We start from the raw sequence: 16,720 nt of genomic DNA, 5'->3' as shown, positions 1-16,720 counted from the left end.
AAGGCGCCCGCGGAACCGTGCACGCGATTCGAGACACGACGGTGACGCGGCCGTGGCCCGACGCCGCTCCCCTCAGTCCCCGACGACCGGCGCCTCCGCCGGGCGCAGGAGCGGCCCCGCGTACTCCAGGGCCTGCCCGACGAGGGACTCCACGTCGTCCCTGACGTCGAGTTCGAGGCCCGGCTCGTCCGCCTTCAGCCGTTCGAGGGTGTCGAGCTGCGACTCCAGGAGCGCGGGCGGCATGAAGTGGTCCCGACGGGCCTCGATCCGCCGCCAGATCACCTCGGCGGAGCCGTGCATGTGCAGGAAGCGCACCCCAGGGGCGGCCTGGCGCAGGACGTCGCGGTAGCTGTGCCTGAGCGCCGAGCAGGCCATGACCGTGGACCGGTCGGCGGCCTCGTGCTCGGCGATCCACCGTGCCAGCTCGTGCAGCCACGGCCAGCGGTCCTCGTCGGTCAGCGGGACGCCCGCCGCCATCTTGTCGATGTTGGCCCGGGGGTGGAAGTCGTCGGCCTCGGCGAAGGGCAGGCCCAGGTGCTTGGCCACACGTTCGGCGACAGTGGTCTTGCCGCTGCCCGAGACCCCCATGAAGACAAAGTGCATGGTTTCTCCGTGTCGTGGTGCCCCTGCGTGGCCGCAAGCGTCACCATTAATAGTGATATCAATCAACCCGGCTAGGCTTCAGCGTGACCCCACGGCCGCATGCGGCCAACCGGACGGCCCCGGAGCACGAGGAGAACGATGGCCACGGACCACCGCACACTGCACAACCGCGTGCTGGCGGTGCTCGGACCCGCCATCGCCGCAGGCGAGTACCGGACCGGCCACACCTTCACCCTCCAGGGCCTGGAACAGGACTTCGGCGTCTCCCGTACGGTCGCGCGCGAGGCCGTGCGCGTCCTGGAGTCCATGCGGCTGGTGGTCAGCCGCCCCCGCACCGGCATCCGCGTGCGACCGCGCCGGGACTGGAGCGTCTTCGATCCCCAGCTCATCCGCTGGCGCCTGGCCGGGCCCGGCCGGATGGAGCAGCTGCGCTCGCTCAACGAGCTGCGCGCCGCGCTGGAACCGGGCGCCGCGGCCCTGGCCGCCGAGCGCGGCGACGCCGAGGAGCGGGCCCAGCTGGTGGTGGTCGCCGACCAGATGGTCCGCACCGGGCGCGCCGGTGACCTGGAGACCTTCCTGGAGCTGGACGTCACGTTCCACCGCCGCATCCTGGAGCTTTCCGGCAACGAGATGTTCGTCGGCCTGTCCCAGGTGGTGGCGGAGGTCCTGGTCGGACGCACCTCCTACCACCTGATGCCGCGCAACCCGCGCCCGGAGGCGCTGCGGCTGCACAAGGCCGTGGCCCAGGCCATCCGGGACGGCCTCCCCGACGTGGCGGAGGCCGCGATGCGCTCCATCGTCACCGAGGTGTCCGTCGCGCTGGAGGGCGACCGGAGGGCGGAACCCCCGCCCTGAGCGGACGTCCGGGTTCCACCCCCGCGGTCACAGCACCAGGCTGAGTCCGAAGGCGAGCCCGAAGCCGATGAAGCCGATCAGGGTCTCCATGACCGTCCAGGTCTTGAGCGTCGTCTTGACGTCCATACCCAGGAAACGGCCGACCAGCCAGAACCCGGAGTCGTTGACGTGCGACAGGGCTGTGGCGCCGGAGGCGATCGCGATGACGATCAGGGCCAGGTCGATCGAGGAGAGCCCCGAGGTGGCCGCCACGGCCGGGGCGATCAGACCCGCCGCCGTGGTGATGGCGACGGTGGCCGAGCCCTGGGCGACGCGCAGCGCGAGCGCGATGACGAAGGCGGCGACGATCACCGGCAGGCCGGTGGACTCCAGGCTGTCGGCGAGGGCGTCGCCGATGCCGCTGGTGCGCAGCACTCCGCCGAACATGCCGCCCGCGCCGGTGATGAGGATGATGGCGCAGACCGGGCCGAGCGCGCCGCCGACGATCTCCTCCACCCGCTGAGGGGTGAAGCGGCCCGGGCTGAGCACGACCATGGCGAACAGCACGGTGATGAGCAGTGCGATCGGGGTCTGTCCGAGGAGCTGGAGGACCTGCGCCCAGGTGGCCTCGGCGGACACCGCGCCCGTGGAGACGAACGTGGTCACACCGGTGTTGGCGAAGATCAGCAGCATCGGCAGCAGGAGGACGGCCAGGACGGTCACCAGGCGCGGCGGGTTCTCGTGCTCGACGGTGCCGTCGGACATGATGTCCTCGGGGACCGGCAGCTCCCACTTCCTCCCGGCCCACAGGCCGAACAGGTAGCTGGCCAGGTACCAGGTGGGGATGGCCAGGAGGGTGCCGACCAGGAGCACCAGGCCCATGTCCGCCCCGATCTCCACGGCGGCGGTCACCGGGCCGGGGTGCGGGGGCACGAAGGCGTGCATGACCGCGAAGGCTCCCGCGGTGGGCAGCGCGTACATGAGCACGGATCCGCCGACGCGGCGGGCCACGCTGAAGACGATCGGCAGCATGACGATGAGGCCGACGTCGAAGAAGATCGGGAAGCCGAAGAGGAGGGAGGCGACGCCGAGCGCGAGCGGCGCGCGCTTCTCGCCGAAGAGCTTGATCAGCGCCCCGGCCAGGACGGCCGCGCCCCCGGTGATCTCCAGCAGGCGGCCGATCATCACGCCGAGCCCGACGAGCAGGGCGACGTTGGCGAGAGTGCCCCCGAAGCCGTCCAGGAGGGTGGGCACCACCCCGGAGACTGGGATGCCGGCGGCCAGGGCGGTCAGGACGCTGACCAGGATGAGCGCCACGAACGCGTGCAGCTTGAGGCGGATGATCAGGAACAGCAGGAGGGCGATGGCTCCCGCAGCGATCCCGAGAAGGGGTCCCGTCCCGTAGACGGGTTCGAAGTTCTCCACGACGGAGCCTTCCGTGGGTGTGCGGTGGTGCTGAGCTGTACGGGAGTACGGCTCCGACCTGCTCTGGGGGCAGGCTCCGAGAATGGTAATATCATTTGTGAGGTTATGTGAACACCGGCGTTCCGTTCTGTTACGCCCGCGAGACCTGCGTCACCGGAAACCCGACCCACCAGCAGCTTTCGGGGCGGGGGTGACATGCGACACACGAGCGCGTTCGGTCGTCACTCCGCGATCCCCGGGGCCAGCACCCGCCCCACTCCCCGAGACGTGGGGCAAAACGAGGCGTCGCGCGCCTTGGGCCCGTCGTCCGCCGGCAGGTCCGCCACCCCGCCGAACAGCGGGTCCGGCTCCTTGACCAGGGCGGCCGCGTCGCGTCGGCCGGCAACGTTGGTGCACGTGCGCACCGCCGTCGGGCGGGTGCCTCGGCCCTTCTCGGGGGAGGGCGGGAGGCGGCCGAAGATCAGCCCCCGCGCCCGGACCGCGTCGGCGGCGGACGCCCCGGCCGAACAGGCGCCCTGGACCAGCCGCAGCCCGCGCGGCCGCCCTCGCACGGGACCCGGACCAGGCCCTCGGCGGCCGGGGCGGTCGAGGCGGGCGCGCCCTCGCGCGGGCCCCAGCGGCACGGGTGGCGCCGGTCCCGGCCGTGCGCGTATCCGCGGCCCGCGAAGCACAGGACGACGGCCTCCTCCCCGCCCGGTTCGGCACCGGCGGCCCAACGGCGGATCCTCTCCCGGACGTCGTCGGCGCTCCCGCAGTCGCCGGTTCCCTCCAGAACGGATTCGCAGCCGAAGCCAGCGAACAGGTTCCGGACTGCGAGAAGATCTTCTCCGCCCCCGGTCAGCGGCGTCTCCGTGGACAGGTACCGGTACCTGGAAACACCGGCGGCCAGGAAGAAACGACAGCCGGCTCCACTCGGCGAGGGGGGCAACCTCTCGGTTTTCTTCAGGGGGTTTTATGCACTTGCCGAAGGCCCGAAAAAGCGCGGCGGGTGCTGCCTGATCCATTATGCCCGTGGGGCCTCCGGGCCCCACCCCTGCGGAGAAGCGCGAACACCCGCACAGGACCCACCGGTCGCGTGGGAGCCCACGCAAAGCCCCCAGCCTCCGGTCACCCTTCGAGCATTGACAGTATTCTGTCATGATGACAGCATGCTGTCATGATCGAAGACACCAGGCAGACCGTCCACCTCGCCGTGTACGACCAGCTTGCGGACTGGGAGATCGGGCACACCACCGCGACCATCCGGTGCGGCGACTGGCAGCGCGACCCCGGGCGCTACGACGTGGTGACCGTCGGCCTCACCGGCGCGCCCGTCACGACCGCGGGCGGGCTGACCGTCCTGCCGGACATCACCCTGCCCCAGCTCAAGCCCTCCTCCAGCGCGATGCTGATCCTGCCGGGGGCCGACGGCTGGGACGTGGACCCCGAGGCCTTCTCCCCGTTCGCCTCCGCGGCCGGGATCTGGCTCGACGCCGGTGTACCGGTCGCGGCCATCTGCGGCGCCACGGCCGGGCTGGCCCGGGAGGGGCTCCTGGACTACCGCGACCACACAAGCGCCGCGCCCGAGTACCTGCTGGCCACCGGCTACGCCGGGATGCGCCGCTACCGCTCCGCGCTCGCGGTCTCCGACGACGGCCTCATCACGGCCGGGCCCACCGCGCCCCTGGAGTTCGCCCGGGAGGTCTTCGCGGCCCTGGACCTGTACACGCCCCGCGTCCTCGACGCGTGGTACCGGCTGCACGCCGAGCACGACCCCGGCGCCTACCACGTGCTGCTGGAGGGTGCCTGAGCATGGCCCCTTCCGAGGACAGACACTCCGACCTGCTCACCGGGACCGCGCTCGCCGTCTTCCGTCTGAACGGGCAGTTCCTGTCGGTGGCCGAGGAACTGGCACGCGCCGCCGGACTGACCGCCGCGCGCTGGCAGGTGCTCGGCGCGGTGGCCCGGGAACCCCTGCCGGTGTCGGCGGTCGCGCGCCGCTTCGGCACCACGCGGCAGAGCGTGCAGCGCATCGCCGACCTGCTGGTGGAGCGGGGGCTGGCCGAGTACCGGCCGAACCCGGCGCACAGCCGCGCCAAGCTGCTCGCCGCCACCGGGGAGGGCCTGGACGCCCTGCGCCGGATCAGCCCCGACCACGAGCGGGTGGCCAAGGCCCTGGTCGCCGAACTGGGCGGGGAGGACAGCGCTCGCGTGCTGGAGGCGCTGGCCCGGCTCTCACGTGCCCTGGACCGGATCGGGAGCGACTGAGCGGCGGGCAGTATCGTCGGGCGGACACCCCGTCCGCCCCGGGCCCGCCCCTCCCGAGGTCACGCGTCCCACCAGGAGGAAGACTCCATGATCGACCTGCGTTCCGACACCGTCACCCGCCCCACCCCGGCCATGCGCAGGGCCATGGCCGAGGCCGAGGTGGGCGACGACGTGTGGGGCGAGGACCCGACCGTGCGGGAGCTGGAGGAGGAGACCGCCGGGCTGCTGGGCGGGGAGGCCGCGCTGTACGTGCCGTCCGGGCACATGGCCAACCAGCTCGGGCTGTACGTGTCCACCCGCAGCGGCGAGGAGGTGTGGGCGCACGAGAACCACCACCTCATCGGCGACGAGCAGGGCGCGACCGCCGTGCTGGCCCGGGCCCTGCCGCGCCTGTACTCGGACGGGCTCTGCCCCGCCGACGCGGTGCTGGAGTCGTGGATCGCCGGGCGGGGCGACGTCCACCGGGCCGAGCCCGCCCTGGTATGGCTGGAGAACACCTTCACCGGCCGCGTCGTGCCGCTGGCCGAACAGCGCCGGGTCACCGGGTTCGCGCACAGGCACGGACTGCGCGCGCACCTGGACGGGGCGCGGCTGTGGAACGCGGCCGCCGCCCTGGACGCCGCCCCCGCCGAGGTCGCGGCGGGGTTCGACACGGTCTCGGTGTGCTTCTCCAAGGGCCTGGGCGCCCCGGTGGGCTCGGCGCTGGTCGGGGACGCCGACACTGTGCGCAGGGCCCGGCGCGGGCGCAAGCTGCTCGGCGCGGGGATGCGCCAGGCCGGGATCATCGCCGCCGGCGCCCTGTACGCGCTGCGCCACCACCGGGAGCGGGTGGCCGAGGACCACGAGCGCGCCGCGGAGCTGGCCCGGCTGATCTCAGAGCGCTCCGGGCTGGCCGTGCGGGCGCAGACCAACATGGTGCTGGTGCCCGCCCCCGCCGGACAGGGGGCGCGCTACGCCGAGGCCTTCGCCCGCCACGGGGTCGCGGGGCTGGGCATCGGCGACGCCGTGCGCCTGGTGGTGCACCTGGAGACCACCGACCGCGACGTCGAGGAGGCCGCCCGGGGCGTGGCCGAGGCCGCCGCCGAGCTGTGACCCCGGCGGCCGGGCGCGGCGGTCGGCCGACCTAGACTGTGCCGATCGCCTGACCGCCCGGCTGCCGCGGGCGTGCCACGCGTCACAACGCGTAGTAGCATTTCGCGTATGACATTGTCGTACTAGAGAGTGGTAGCACCGCAATGCCGGGAAGAATCCAGTCGATCGAACGCGCGGCAGCCATTCTCCGGATCCTGGCCACCGGCGCCCGCGGGCTCAGCCTCGCGGAGATCTCCCGGTCCCTGGAACTGCCCAAGGGCACCGCGCTCGGCATCCTGCGCACCCTCCAGCACGTGGGCTTCGTCGAGCAGGACCCCGAGTCGGGCCGCTACCGCCTGGGCGGGGGCATGCTCAGCCTGGGCACCCGTTACCTGGACGGCAACGAGCTGCGCACCCGCGCCCTGAACTGGGCGGACAGCCTGGCCTCACGCAGCGGCGAGAGCGTGCGGATCGGCACGCTGCACAAGCACCAGGTGCTCGTGGTGCACCACGTGTTCCGACCCGACGCCTCCCAGCAGACCCTGGACGTGGGCACGCTGCTGCCGCTGCACGCCTCCGCCATCGGCAAGGTCCTCATGGCCTTCGACCCCCTGGCGGCCCCCGAGGAGGACCCGGCCGTGGTCGAGAGCGGAGGGGCGCCGGCCCTGACCTCCTTCACCCGGCACACCGTCACCTCCCCAGCCGTGCTGGAGCGCCAGCTCGACCAGGTGCGCGACGAGGGCTGGGCCTGGGAGGCCGAGGAACTCGTGGACGGCGAGGTCTCCATCGCCGCCCCCATCCGCGACCGTCGCGGCACGACCGTCGGCGCCATCGGGGTGCGCGGCGCCGTCGAGCGCCTGCGCGGGGAGGGGGGCAGGCCCGACATGGAGCAGGTCTCCTACGTGCGCGACGCGGCGCGGGCCATCTCCCGGGAGCTCGGCGTCACCCCCTACTGAGGGATCACGGCACGGTTCCGGCACCGCCCGCGGAAGGCCTTCCGCGCGGCGGCTTCCGGCGTCCGCCCGCGCCTGGCAGCGTTGCCCCGAGAGGACGTGACGCACGCGACACGATTGCGTCACACGGCCTTGACATGGGAAGGAAAGACGGATGAAACTAACGGCTACTCATACGTCAATGTCGTACAACGTGCGGGTTTAATCCGAAACCGTGTGCGTCCGGCCCCGTCCCGAGCCCCACCCTGAAGGCGAGCACCCGATGAGTCAGCAGTACGTCGCCGCGATCGACCAGGGCACCACGTCGAGCCGCTGCATCCTCTTCGACCGCGACGGACGTATCGTCTCGGTCGACCAACGCGAACACAGGCAGATCTTCCCCAAGCCGGGCTGGGTCGAACACGACGCCGTGGAGATCTGGACCAACGTCGAGGCGGTCATCAGGGGAGCCCTGGACAAGAACGACGTCACCCCCGACCAGATCGCGGCCGTCGGCATCACCAACCAGCGCGAGACCACCCTGGTCTGGGACCGCGAGACGGGCGAGCCGGTCCACAACGCCATCGTCTGGCAGGACACCCGCACCGACGACCTGGTCCGCGAACTGGGCGGCGAGGAGGGCCAGGACCGCTTCCGCGACCGGTGCGGCCTGCCGCTCGCCACCTACTTCTCCGGCCCCAAGCTGCGCTGGCTGCTGGACAACGTCGACGGCCTGCGCGGACGCGCCGAGCGCGGCGAGGTCCTGTTCGGCACCATGGACACCTGGATCATCTGGAAGCTGACCGGCCGCCACGTCACCGACGTGACCAACGCCAGCCGCACCATGCTGATGAACCTGTCCACCCTTCAGTGGGACGCGGAGATCCTGGAGGCCATCGGCATCCCCGAGGGCGTCCTGCCCGAGATCCGCTCGTCGTCGGAGGTCTACGGCGAGGCCCGGGGCTACCTGGCCGGAACCCCCGTCGCCTCCTCCCTCGGCGACCAGCACGCCGCCCTGTTCGGCCAGACCTGCTTCGACCCCGGCGACGTCAAGGGCACCTACGGCACCGGCACCTTCCTGGTGATGAACACGGGCACGGAGCCGGTGACCTCAGAGAACGGCCTGCTCACCACGCTGGGCTACAAGCTCGGCGACGAACCGGCCGTGTACGCCCTGGAGGGCTCCATCGCGGTGACCGGCTCCCTGGTGCAGTGGCTGCGCGACAACCTGGGCCTGATCTCCAGCGCGCCCGAGATCGAGACGCTGGCGCGCACCGTGGAGGACAACGGCGGCTGCTACATCGTGCCCGCCTTCTCCGGCCTGTTCGCCCCGCACTGGCGCAGCGACGCGCGCGGCGTCATGGCGGGCCTGACCGGCTACGTCAACAAGGGCCACATCGCGCGCGCCGTCCTGGAGGCCACCGCGTGGCAGACCCGCGAGGTCGTCGACGCGATGAACGCCGACGCGCCCACGGAACTGACCACGCTCAAGGTGGACGGCGGCATGACCGCCGACAACCTGCTCATGCAGATCCTCTCCGACGTGCTCGACACCGAGGTCGTGCGCCCGATGGTCGCCGAGACCACCTGCCTGGGCGCCGCCTACGCCGCGGGGTTGGCGGTGGGCTACTGGCCCGACGTCGAGACGCTGCGCGCCAACTGGCACAAGGCCGCCGAGTGGACCCCGAAGATGGAGCCCGCCGTGCGCGAGCGCGAGTACCACAACTGGAACAAGGCAGTGCGCCGCACCCTGGACTGGGTCGAGCACGAGGACGCCCAGTAGCGCGGGGCGGCGTCACCCCACCGAACGACCGGTTCCCAGGAGCCCGGGCTGCCACCTTCGGCTCCCGGGAACCGGCCCGCGGGGCGCCGTGCGCGCTCCGCTCCATCCCATTCCTGTGACGGGTGCGTCCTGTTGAACCCCCGCCTCCGGCCCGGCGCCGGTGGCGGGGGTGAGGCCCCCGTGACCCGGTTTCCCTTGACGGGGCGGAGGTCTCCATGGTCTACCTGGCAGAGTTCGTCGGTACGGCGATCCTGATCCTGCTCGGCGGCGGTGTCGTCGCCGGTGTCTCGCTCGCACGCTCCAAGGCCCTCAACGGCGGCTGGATCGTCGTCACCTTCGGCTGGGGCATGGCGGTCGCGATGGCCGTCTACGTCGCCGGCGCCACCAGCGGCGCCCACATCAACCCGGCGGTCACGCTCGGCCTGGCCAGTATCGGCGAGTTCGGCTGGGCCCAGGTCCCGGGCTACATCCTGGCGCAGATGGGCGGCGCCTTCACCGGCGCGGTCCTGGTCTACCTGGTCTACCTGGCGCACTGGAGGATCACCGACGACCCGGACGCGAAGCTGGGCGTGTTCAGCACAGCCCCGGCCGTGCGCAACCCGGTGGCCAACCTCATCACCGAGGTCGTCGGCACGGCCATGCTGCTCCTGGGTGTGCTGGGCATCGGCGCGAACTCCGGCTACGTCTCCATCGAGGGCGGCGTGGACCTGAGCGGCCTGTTCACGAACGGCCTGGCGCCGCTGCTGACCGGCCTGCTGGTGCTGGCGATCGGCCTGTCCCTGGGCGGCCCGACGGGATACGCCATCAACCCGGCCCGCGACCTGGGACCGCGCATCGCGCACGCGGTGCTGCCGATCCCCGGCAAGGGCCCCTCCGACTGGGGGTACGCCTGGATTCCGGTGATCGGCCCCCTGGTGGGCGGCGTGATCGGCGCGTGGATCTGGAAGCTCACCGGGTTCGGCGCCTGAGCACCGCCGGCCGGGGGCGGTGTGACCGCCGCACCCGGCCGGCCCGCCCACGAGCGCCCGGGCCTGCCGAGGCCCCGACTTCCGGGTCGGCGGAGCGGGCCCGGGCCCCGCGAAGCCCCGGGGCGTCGCTGTGCGACGCCCCGGGGCTTCGCCGTGCGCGCCCTTCCTTCCGCGCGGACAGACCGCGCCACCGGCCGACGAGGTTCGACAATGCCGCATCTCAGGAGCCCCGTGCATTGACTCGACTCCCCTGGGCAACTTTCGCCAGACTCGTCTACGCTCCGGGCCGCACTTGGACCCGTTTTCCCGGCGAGAGGACCCCCTCTTCTTCACTGGCGTTCGGCATTGTCGTATCATGAAGGCGATACATCGCCTGAAGAGTGGAGACTGTTCAGGTGCACGCGAGGCCCCCTCCATCCCTCCGAGGAGCACAGCCATGACCGTCAGCGCCAGCCAGAACCGCATCGCCTCGTCGCGCTCGCGTACACGCGACGAGCTCACCCGGGGGACCTTCGACCTCCTGGTCGTCGGCGGCGGGATCCTCGGGACCTCCGTCGCCTGGACCGCCACCCAGGCGGGACTGCGCGTGGCCATGGTCGACTCCGGAGACTTCGCCGGAGCGACCTCCAGCGCCTCCTCCAAGCTGGTGCACGGCGGACTGCGCTACCTCCAGAGCGGGCAGGTGCGCCTGGTGGCCGAGAACCACCGCGAGCGCCGGTCCCTGGCTTCGGAGGTGGCGCCGCACCTGGTCAATCACATGCCGTTCCTCGTCCCGATCTACTCCGGCGGCCCGCACGGGGCCGCGAAGATGGGCGCCGGGGTGTTCCTGTACTCGGCCCTGTCGGCCTTCGGCGACGGCATGGGCCGCCTGCTCTCCCCCGCCCAGGCGCGGCGCCTCGCCCCGGGCCTGCGCACCGACGGCCTGCGGTCGGTGGCCGCCTACAGCGACCACCAGATGAACGACAGCCGGATGGCCGTCATGAGCGTGCGCGCCGCAGTGGACGCGGGCGCGGTGGTGCTCAACCACGCCGAGGTCGTGGGACTGCGCACCACCCGCGGCCGGGTGACCGGCGCCGACCTGCGCGACCGCGTCGACGGCGGGGAGTTCGGCATCGACGCGCGGCTGGTCCTCAACGCGACCGGCCCGTGGGTGGACCGGCTGCGGAGCATGGAGGACCCGTCCGCGACGCCCAGCGTCCGCCTGTCCAAGGGCGCGCACCTGGTGCTGCGCACCCCCGAGCCCTGGCGCGCCGCGCTGACCATCCCCGTGGACAAGTACCGGGTGTCGTTCGCGATCCCGTGGGAGGGCAGGCTGCTGTTGGGCACCACCGACGAGGAGTACACCGGGGACCCGGCCGACGTGTCGGTCGTGCCCGCCGACGTGGAGCAGATCCTGGGCGAGGCCGCGCTGGGCATCGACGCGCCCTATCTGGACGCCTCCCACGTCGACTACTCCTTCGCGGGGCTGCGGGTGCTGCCCGGCGGACCCGGGGGCACCAGCGCGGCCAAGCGCGAGACCGTGGTCACCCAGGGGCGGGGCGGGATGCTCTCGGTGGCGGGCGGCAAGTGGACGACCTACCGCCACATCGGCCGCGCCGTCCTCAAGGAGCTGCGCAAGGTCAGCGCAGTGCCGCTGTCGGAGGACATGGCCGACCCGCTGCGGACGGTGCCGCTGCCCGGACTGGCCAGCCCGGACGCGGTGGCCCAGCGGCTGATCACCGACCGCGCGCCCGGCGCCCCGCTGGACCCGCTGGTCGCCCGCCACCTGGCGTCGCACTACGGGAGCCTGGCCATGGACATCGCGGCGATGGTGCGCGAGGAGCCGCGCCTGGGCGAGCGCGTCCACCCCGACGGCCCCGACATCTGGGCGCAGGTGGTCTTCGCCCGCGACCGCGAGTGGGCGGTGAAAGCGGACGACGTGCTGCGCCGCCGCACGACGGTGACCGTGCGGGGGCTGGACACCCCCGAGGTGCGTCGGCGCACCGAGGCCCTGCTCGCGGGGTGAGCCCCGGCTCCTGCGGGGGCCGGGCACGCGAACGCCCCGGAAGGCGGTGCCTTCCGGGGCGTTGCGCGAAGTTATCGCGTGCTAGATCGCGACGACGTTCTCGGCCTGCGGGCCACGGGTGCCCTGGACGACCTCGAACTCCACGCGCTGGTTCTCCTCCAGGTTACGGAAGCCCGTGCCCTGGATGGCGCTGTAGTGAACGAAGGCGTCGGGGCCGCCGCCGTCGGGGGAGATGAAGCCGAAGCCCTTCTCGCCGTTGAACCACTTCACAGTTCCCTGAGCCATGTTCTCTCCTTCAGCTCGGTGTACACGGACGCAGACTCACGTCCGCGAATTGCCGCGAGCCGGACTTCCTTGAAGAAACCGCCCGCCGGTCACAAACTCCGCGGGCAAGACACCAACTGCGAAATTCAACGACTAACAATCACTTCGAACGTACCACAGACAGGTCGGCCAGCGAAGGATTCCGATGTGGCAACCCGCACGGCCCGCCGGGGAATACCGGCGGACCCTCCAGGGTACACGCGTGCTGCTCCGGAGCGCACGCCGGGGTGTCGGACCCCGTTCAGGCGGACGTCGCCGCCACGTCGTCGGCGCACCTCAGGACGGGTGCGCACGTGAGCGCCCCGGCTCCGGGGCGGCGCCCGCCCGCGACCGCCCCGGCGTGCGGCCCGGCGGGCGCAGGAGCAGCCCGGAACGTCGGCCGACGCCCTCGGCGACGGGCCCGTCGGCGCCCGGAACCGGCCCCCGCTAGGGGTGCCGGGACCGTGCGGGCACCCGGAAACCACCGTCGGCCGCCCTGGTTCGCTCGTCGAATCGCGGCTTTCGGAAACCGGTGTCGGGAGCGCGCCGGGAGGGCCGGAAAAGACCGAGGCGCCCGCGGGGGTGGACGGGCGCCGGGATGAGGGGAAGCGGTCGGCTCAGCCCTGGTCGATCCCCACGAAGTGGCCCTCCTCGGCCTCGATCAGCGGAGCGGAGTCCTCGTCGGGCGCCGTCGGCAGGACGACGTCCTCGGGGGGGTTGGCCGCCAGTTCGGCGTCGACCTCGGCCCAGGTGCGGTGCAGCTGCGGCACGCAGGACAGCAGGTGGCGGCTGTAGGGGTGCAGCGGGTTGTCGAAGACCCTGGCCGTCGGTCCCATCTCGGCGATCGCGCCCTTGCGCAGGATCACCGACTTGTCGCTGACGTAGTTGCCCAGCGACAGGTCGTGGGTGACGAACAGGATGCCCAGGCCGCGCTCCTTGAGGTCAGCGAGCAGGTTGAGCACGTCGATGCGCGTGGAGGCGTCGAGCATGCTGATGATCTCGTCGGCGACCAGCAGCTTGATGTCCAGCAGCAGCGCCCGCGCGATCAGCAGGCGCTGCAACTGGCCGCCGCTGAGCTGGTGCGGGTACTTGTTGAGGACGTTGCCCGGGTCCAGGCGCACCGTGGCGATCGCGTCCAGCACCTTGTCCCGCCACTCCGTCTCCGGGGTCTTCGGGAAGTAGGAGGTGCGGACCATCTCGAAGACGCGGTCGGCCTTGAAGATGGGGTTGAAGCAGCTGAACGGGTCCTGGAAGACCCCCTGCACGCGGCGGTAGTACTCCTTGCGCGCGGTGTGGCCCTTGATGGTGGTGATGTCGGTGCCCTCGAAGGTGATGCTCCCCGAGGTCGGCTTGAACAGGCCCAGCACCATCTTGCCTAGGGTGCTCTTGCCGCTGCCGCTCTCACCGATCAGCGAGACGACCTCACCCGCCCCCACCGTGAGGCTCACGTCGCGGACGGCGCGCAGGCGGTCACCGCCGAACGCGCCGACCTTGTACACCTTGTGCACGTGGCTGAGTTCCAGCACGGTCTACCTCACCCCGTCTTCCAGCAGGCGGCCCAGTGGCCGGGTTCGATCTCCACCAGCGGCGGCTGTTCGGAGCACTTGGAGAACGCCATCGGGCAGCGGTCCTTGAACCGGCAGCCGGTGGGCGGGTTGAGCAGCCCCGGCGGGGTGCCGGGGATGCCCGCCAGGCGCCCACCCTGCACGGTGGAGGTGGAGCCGACCTCGGGCAGCGCCCCGATGAGCATCTGGGTGTAGGGGTGCTTGGGCTCGTTGATGATGGTGCTCGCGGGCGCCTTCTCCGCGATGTGGCCCGCGTACATCACCATGATCGTGTCCGCCATCTGGTACACGAGCGAGATGTCGTGGGTCACGAAGACCATGCTCTTGATGTAGCCCCGGTCGCGGAACTCCACCATCGACTCGGCGACGGAGCGCTGGGTGGACACGTCCAGGGCGGAGGTGACCTCGTCGGCGATCAGCAGCGACGGGTTGAGCAGGGTCGAGATGACCATGACGACGCGCTGCTTCATGCCGCCGGACAGCTCGATCGGGAACCGGTTGAGCACGTCGGTGTCCAGGCCGACCAGTTCCAGGCGGCGGTGGAGCTCCTCGGTGACGTCGGCTGGCCGCACGCCGCGGGCGCGCAGCAGTTCGTTGATCATCTTCCCGATCTTGCGGGTCGGGTTGAGCGCGCTCATCGCGTACTGCGGGATGAGCGAGATCTCGTGGTACCGCAGGGGCACCATCGCGCGGTCGTCGGCGATGGGCACGTCCTCGCCGTCCAGCTCGATCGTGCCGCCGACGTGGCGCATCCGCGAGTCCAGGCGGATCAGGCTCTTGCCCAGGGTGGTCTTGCCGCAGCCGGACTCGCCGGCCAGGCCCATGATCTCCCCGTCGGCGAGGTCGAACGTGACGCCGTCGAGGGCGTGGACGTCCCCGCGCAGGGTCTGGTAGTAGACCTTCAGGTCCTTGACGCGCAGGGTCATCACAGCTCCCGCAGCTTGGGGTTGAAGACCTCGTCCAACCCGACGTTGAGGATGTACAGCGAGCCCACGATCACGGTGATGCCGAGACCCGGAGGAATGAACCACCACCACATGCCGAGGGTGAGCGCGCTCCAGGCGACGGCGCTCTCCAGCATCAGGCCGAGGGACACGCCGTTGGAGGGGCCGAGGCCGATGAAGTCCAGACCGGCCGCGGTGAGGACCGCGCCGCCGAACAGCAGGATGAAGGACATCACCAGGTACGAGCTCATGTTGGGCGCGATCTCGGTGGTGATGATCTTCCAGGTGCGCCGACCGCTCAGCCGGGCCAGGTCCACGTAGTCGCGGGTGGCCAGGGACAGCGCCTGCGAACGGACCGCGCGGGCCGCCCACGGCCAGGCGGTCAGACCGATGAACAGGCCCTGCACGAACAGGCCGCGCGCGTCCAGGTAGGCGATCGCGACGATGAGCACGACCATCGCGGGCAGCACCAGGACCACGTTCGTGATCATGTTGAGGATCTCGTCGACGATCCCGCCCTTGTACCCGGCGACGAAGCCGACCGCCGTGCCGATGACGAAGGCGACGCCGCCGCCGAACAGGCCGATGATGAACGTGGCGCGCACGCCGTGCACGAACTGGGCCCAGATGTCCTGGCCGAACGTGGTGGTGCCCAGCCAGTACTCGCCGCCGGGCGCCTGCATCTGCGGGCCGACGTACTCGTTGGGGCTGTCGCTGACGAAGAGGGGGCCGATGATCCCGAGCAGCAGGAAGGCCAGAACGACACTCGAGCCGATGAGCAGCTTGGGGTTGCGCCGGGCGAAGTACAGGGCCTCGGAGCCCTTGCGCCCGGCCGGTTCGGGGGCGGCCGCCTTCTCGGCGGTGCCCGGAGCTCCGGCGACGTTCGTCATGAGGAGCCTCCCGTCATCTGGACCCGGGTGCGCGGGTCGATCAGCACGTAGACGATGTCGATGATGAAGTTGGCGATCAGCACGCCGACGACCACGAACAGGAAGACGCCCTGGAGCAGGAAGAAGTCGCGGCTGTCCAGGGAGTCCAGGATGAGCTTGCCGAGGCCGGGGTAGTTGAACACGATCTCGGTGAGCAGGGAGCCCGCGATGATCGTGCCGAGCTGGACGGCCAGGCCCGTGATCTGCGGCAGCATGGCGTTGCGGAACGCGTAGCGCCGGACCAGCTTGCGCGGCGCGCCGAGGGCCTGGAGGTAGTTGGAGTAGTCCGCGTCCAGCTCGTAGATGATCATGTTGCGCATGCCGATCGCCCAGCCGCCGAGCGCCACCAGGAACATGGACAGGAACGGCAGGAACCAGTGGGTGATCAGGTTGGAGATGAACAGCCAGCTGAACTCGGGGCGCAGGGAGAAGCTGTAGCCGCCCGAGGCCGGGAAGATCCCGGCGACGATGCCCAGGCTCCAGGCCAGCAGCAGGGCCAGCCACATGTACGGCGTGGCGGTGAGGATGTAGCCGACCGGCAGGACCGTGTTGTCCAGGGCCTTGCTCCGGGCGGCGAAGGCGCCGAAGCGGTTGCCGATGACCCAGCTGAGCAGGATCGCGGGGAGCAGCAGTCCCAGGGTGAAGGGGACCGCCCTCATGATGACGTCGAGGACCGGCTCGGGGTAGAGCATCACGCTGATGCCCAGATCCCCCTGGAACAGACCCGCCCAGAAGCTCAGGTACTGCTCGTGCAGCGGCTTGTCGAGGCCGAAGACCTCCTCGTAGTAGGCGGTCATGGCCGCCAGGGCATCGGGGTCGCCCACCGAGGCTCGGGAGAGCATGCTGCGGATGGGGTCGCCGGGCATGAAACGCGGAATCATCCAGTTGATGGTGACCGCGACGATGAACGTAAGCAGGTAGACGAAGAGCTTACGACCGATATAGCGCCACACACGTTCCTCCAGGTGATGGCGGCGGACAGTCGAGTGGCCCCGGAGGGGCGCGGCACGGGCCCTGTGTGGTGTTCCGTGCCGCGCCCGCTCTCCTGGGGCGTCCCCCGGCCGGGCTCTTTCGCGCCGTGCCTCGGCCGGGGTCGGGGAGTGGTCAGCGG

Annotated in this window: 16 protein-coding genes; 8 read left to right on the top strand and 8 right to left on the bottom strand. The window is 71.2% G+C overall.

Going from position 1 to position 16,720, the window contains the following annotated elements; translation table 11 throughout:
* Window positions 1–72: 72 nt before the first annotated feature.
* Window positions 73–603: a gluconokinase gene (locus tag ABD54_RS04885; protein WP_047868226.1), complete on the bottom strand. Its 531-nt coding sequence runs from the start codon at window positions 601–603 to the stop codon at window positions 73–75.
* Between the two features lie 138 nt (window positions 604–741).
* Here ABD54_RS04885 and ABD54_RS04880 point away from each other — a divergent pair, with 138 nt between their 5' ends.
* Window positions 742–1,458: a FadR/GntR family transcriptional regulator gene (locus ABD54_RS04880; protein WP_047868225.1), complete on the top strand. Its 717-nt coding sequence runs from the start codon at window positions 742–744 to the stop codon at window positions 1,456–1,458.
* Window positions 1,459–1,485: 27 nt separating this feature from the next.
* Here ABD54_RS04880 and ABD54_RS04875 read toward each other — a convergent pair whose 3' ends face one another.
* Both ABD54_RS04875 and ABD54_RS04870 read right to left on the bottom strand, forming a co-directional pair.
* Window positions 1,486–2,862: a GntP family permease gene (locus ABD54_RS04875; RefSeq protein ID WP_047868224.1), complete on the bottom strand. Its 1,377-nt coding sequence runs from the start codon at window positions 2,860–2,862 to the stop codon at window positions 1,486–1,488.
* Between the two features lie 221 nt (window positions 2,863–3,083).
* Entirely contained in the window at window positions 3,084–3,413 is a 330-nt protein-coding gene (locus ABD54_RS04870; RefSeq protein WP_047868223.1) for a hypothetical protein, read from the bottom strand.
* 605 nt (window positions 3,414–4,018) lie between these two features.
* Here ABD54_RS04870 and ABD54_RS04865 point away from each other — a divergent pair.
* The 7 genes from ABD54_RS04865 (at window position 4,019) to ABD54_RS04835 (ending at window position 11,868) form a co-directional block, all read left to right on the top strand.
* The gene (locus ABD54_RS04865; protein ID WP_047868222.1) at window positions 4,019–4,651 is read left to right on the top strand and encodes a DJ-1/PfpI family protein; all 633 of its coding nucleotides are present in this window, start codon (window positions 4,019–4,021) and stop codon (window positions 4,649–4,651) included.
* A gap of 2 nt (window positions 4,652–4,653) precedes the next feature.
* The gene (locus tag ABD54_RS04860) at window positions 4,654–5,109 is read left to right on the top strand and encodes a MarR family winged helix-turn-helix transcriptional regulator (RefSeq protein ID WP_047868221.1); all 456 of its coding nucleotides are present in this window, start codon (window positions 4,654–4,656) and stop codon (window positions 5,107–5,109) included.
* 87 nt (window positions 5,110–5,196) lie between these two features.
* Window positions 5,197–6,201: a low specificity L-threonine aldolase gene (locus tag ABD54_RS04855; protein WP_047868220.1), complete on the top strand. Its 1,005-nt coding sequence runs from the start codon at window positions 5,197–5,199 to the stop codon at window positions 6,199–6,201.
* 143 nt (window positions 6,202–6,344) lie between these two features.
* A complete protein-coding gene (locus tag ABD54_RS04850) occupies window positions 6,345–7,136 on the top strand; it encodes an IclR family transcriptional regulator (RefSeq protein ID WP_047868219.1) in 792 nt (263 codons plus the stop codon).
* Window positions 7,137–7,395: 259 nt separating this feature from the next.
* Window positions 7,396–8,895: a glycerol kinase GlpK gene (gene glpK, locus ABD54_RS04845; protein WP_047868218.1), complete on the top strand. Its 1,500-nt coding sequence runs from the start codon at window positions 7,396–7,398 to the stop codon at window positions 8,893–8,895.
* 215 nt (window positions 8,896–9,110) lie between these two features.
* Window positions 9,111–9,863 (top strand): MIP/aquaporin family protein, encoded by a 753-nt coding sequence (locus ABD54_RS04840; RefSeq protein WP_047868217.1) that lies wholly within the window; start codon window positions 9,111–9,113, stop codon window positions 9,861–9,863.
* Window positions 9,864–10,299: 436 nt separating this feature from the next.
* Window positions 10,300–11,868: a glycerol-3-phosphate dehydrogenase/oxidase gene (locus tag ABD54_RS04835; RefSeq protein ID WP_047868216.1), complete on the top strand. Its 1,569-nt coding sequence runs from the start codon at window positions 10,300–10,302 to the stop codon at window positions 11,866–11,868.
* Window positions 11,869–11,949: 81 nt separating this feature from the next.
* Here ABD54_RS04835 and ABD54_RS04830 read toward each other — a convergent pair whose 3' ends face one another.
* From ABD54_RS04830 to ABD54_RS04810, 5 genes are all read right to left on the bottom strand, one after another.
* Window positions 11,950–12,153 carry a cold-shock protein gene (locus tag ABD54_RS04830; protein WP_047868215.1) on the bottom strand — a complete coding sequence of 68 codons (204 nt, stop codon included), beginning with the start codon at window positions 12,151–12,153 and terminating at the stop codon, window positions 11,950–11,952.
* A gap of 635 nt (window positions 12,154–12,788) precedes the next feature.
* Window positions 12,789–13,697, bottom strand: coding sequence for an ABC transporter ATP-binding protein (locus tag ABD54_RS04825; RefSeq protein ID WP_047868214.1), 909 nt, complete (start codon window positions 13,695–13,697; stop codon window positions 12,789–12,791).
* A gap of 8 nt (window positions 13,698–13,705) precedes the next feature.
* Window positions 13,706–14,662: an ABC transporter ATP-binding protein gene (locus ABD54_RS04820; RefSeq protein ID WP_047868213.1), complete on the bottom strand. Its 957-nt coding sequence runs from the start codon at window positions 14,660–14,662 to the stop codon at window positions 13,706–13,708.
* Window positions 14,662–15,570, bottom strand: coding sequence for an ABC transporter permease (locus ABD54_RS04815; RefSeq protein WP_047868212.1), 909 nt, complete (start codon window positions 15,568–15,570; stop codon window positions 14,662–14,664). The genes ABD54_RS04820 and ABD54_RS04815 overlap by 1 nt, the downstream gene beginning before the upstream one ends.
* Window positions 15,567–16,562 (bottom strand): ABC transporter permease, encoded by a 996-nt coding sequence (locus ABD54_RS04810; protein WP_047868211.1) that lies wholly within the window; start codon window positions 16,560–16,562, stop codon window positions 15,567–15,569. Before ABD54_RS04810 ends, ABD54_RS04815 begins: the two co-directional genes overlap by 4 nt.
* Window positions 16,563–16,720: the final 158 nt, after the last annotated feature.

Source organism: Nocardiopsis sp. RV163 (assembly GCF_001029525.1).
GTDB classification, from domain to species: Bacteria; Actinomycetota; Actinomycetes; order Streptosporangiales; family Streptosporangiaceae; genus Nocardiopsis; species Nocardiopsis dassonvillei.
Note: the sequence above shows the minus strand (reverse complement) of the source record. Positions and strands in the feature narration are given on the sequence as shown.

Coding starts and splice junctions, on each gene's coding strand:
- ABD54_RS04885 (WP_047868226.1), bottom strand. CDS start 603: ATGCACTTTGTCTTCATGGGGGTCTCGGGCAGCGGCAAGACCACTGTC.
- ABD54_RS04880 (WP_047868225.1), top strand. CDS start 742: ATGGCCACGGACCACCGCACACTGCACAACCGCGTGCTGGCGGTGCTC.
- ABD54_RS04865 (WP_047868222.1), top strand. CDS start 4,019: ATGATCGAAGACACCAGGCAGACCGTCCACCTCGCCGTGTACGACCAG.
- ABD54_RS04860 (WP_047868221.1), top strand. CDS start 4,654: ATGGCCCCTTCCGAGGACAGACACTCCGACCTGCTCACCGGGACCGCG.
- ABD54_RS04855 (WP_047868220.1), top strand. CDS start 5,197: ATGATCGACCTGCGTTCCGACACCGTCACCCGCCCCACCCCGGCCATG.
- ABD54_RS04850 (WP_047868219.1), top strand. CDS start 6,345: ATGCCGGGAAGAATCCAGTCGATCGAACGCGCGGCAGCCATTCTCCGG.
- glpK (WP_047868218.1), top strand. CDS start 7,396: ATGAGTCAGCAGTACGTCGCCGCGATCGACCAGGGCACCACGTCGAGC.
- ABD54_RS04840 (WP_047868217.1), top strand. CDS start 9,111: ATGGTCTACCTGGCAGAGTTCGTCGGTACGGCGATCCTGATCCTGCTC.
- ABD54_RS04835 (WP_047868216.1), top strand. CDS start 10,300: ATGACCGTCAGCGCCAGCCAGAACCGCATCGCCTCGTCGCGCTCGCGT.
- ABD54_RS04830 (WP_047868215.1), bottom strand. CDS start 12,153: ATGGCTCAGGGAACTGTGAAGTGGTTCAACGGCGAGAAGGGCTTCGGC.
- ABD54_RS04820 (WP_047868213.1), bottom strand. CDS start 14,662: ATGACCCTGCGCGTCAAGGACCTGAAGGTCTACTACCAGACCCTGCGC.
- ABD54_RS04815 (WP_047868212.1), bottom strand. CDS start 15,570: ATGACGAACGTCGCCGGAGCTCCGGGCACCGCCGAGAAGGCGGCCGCC.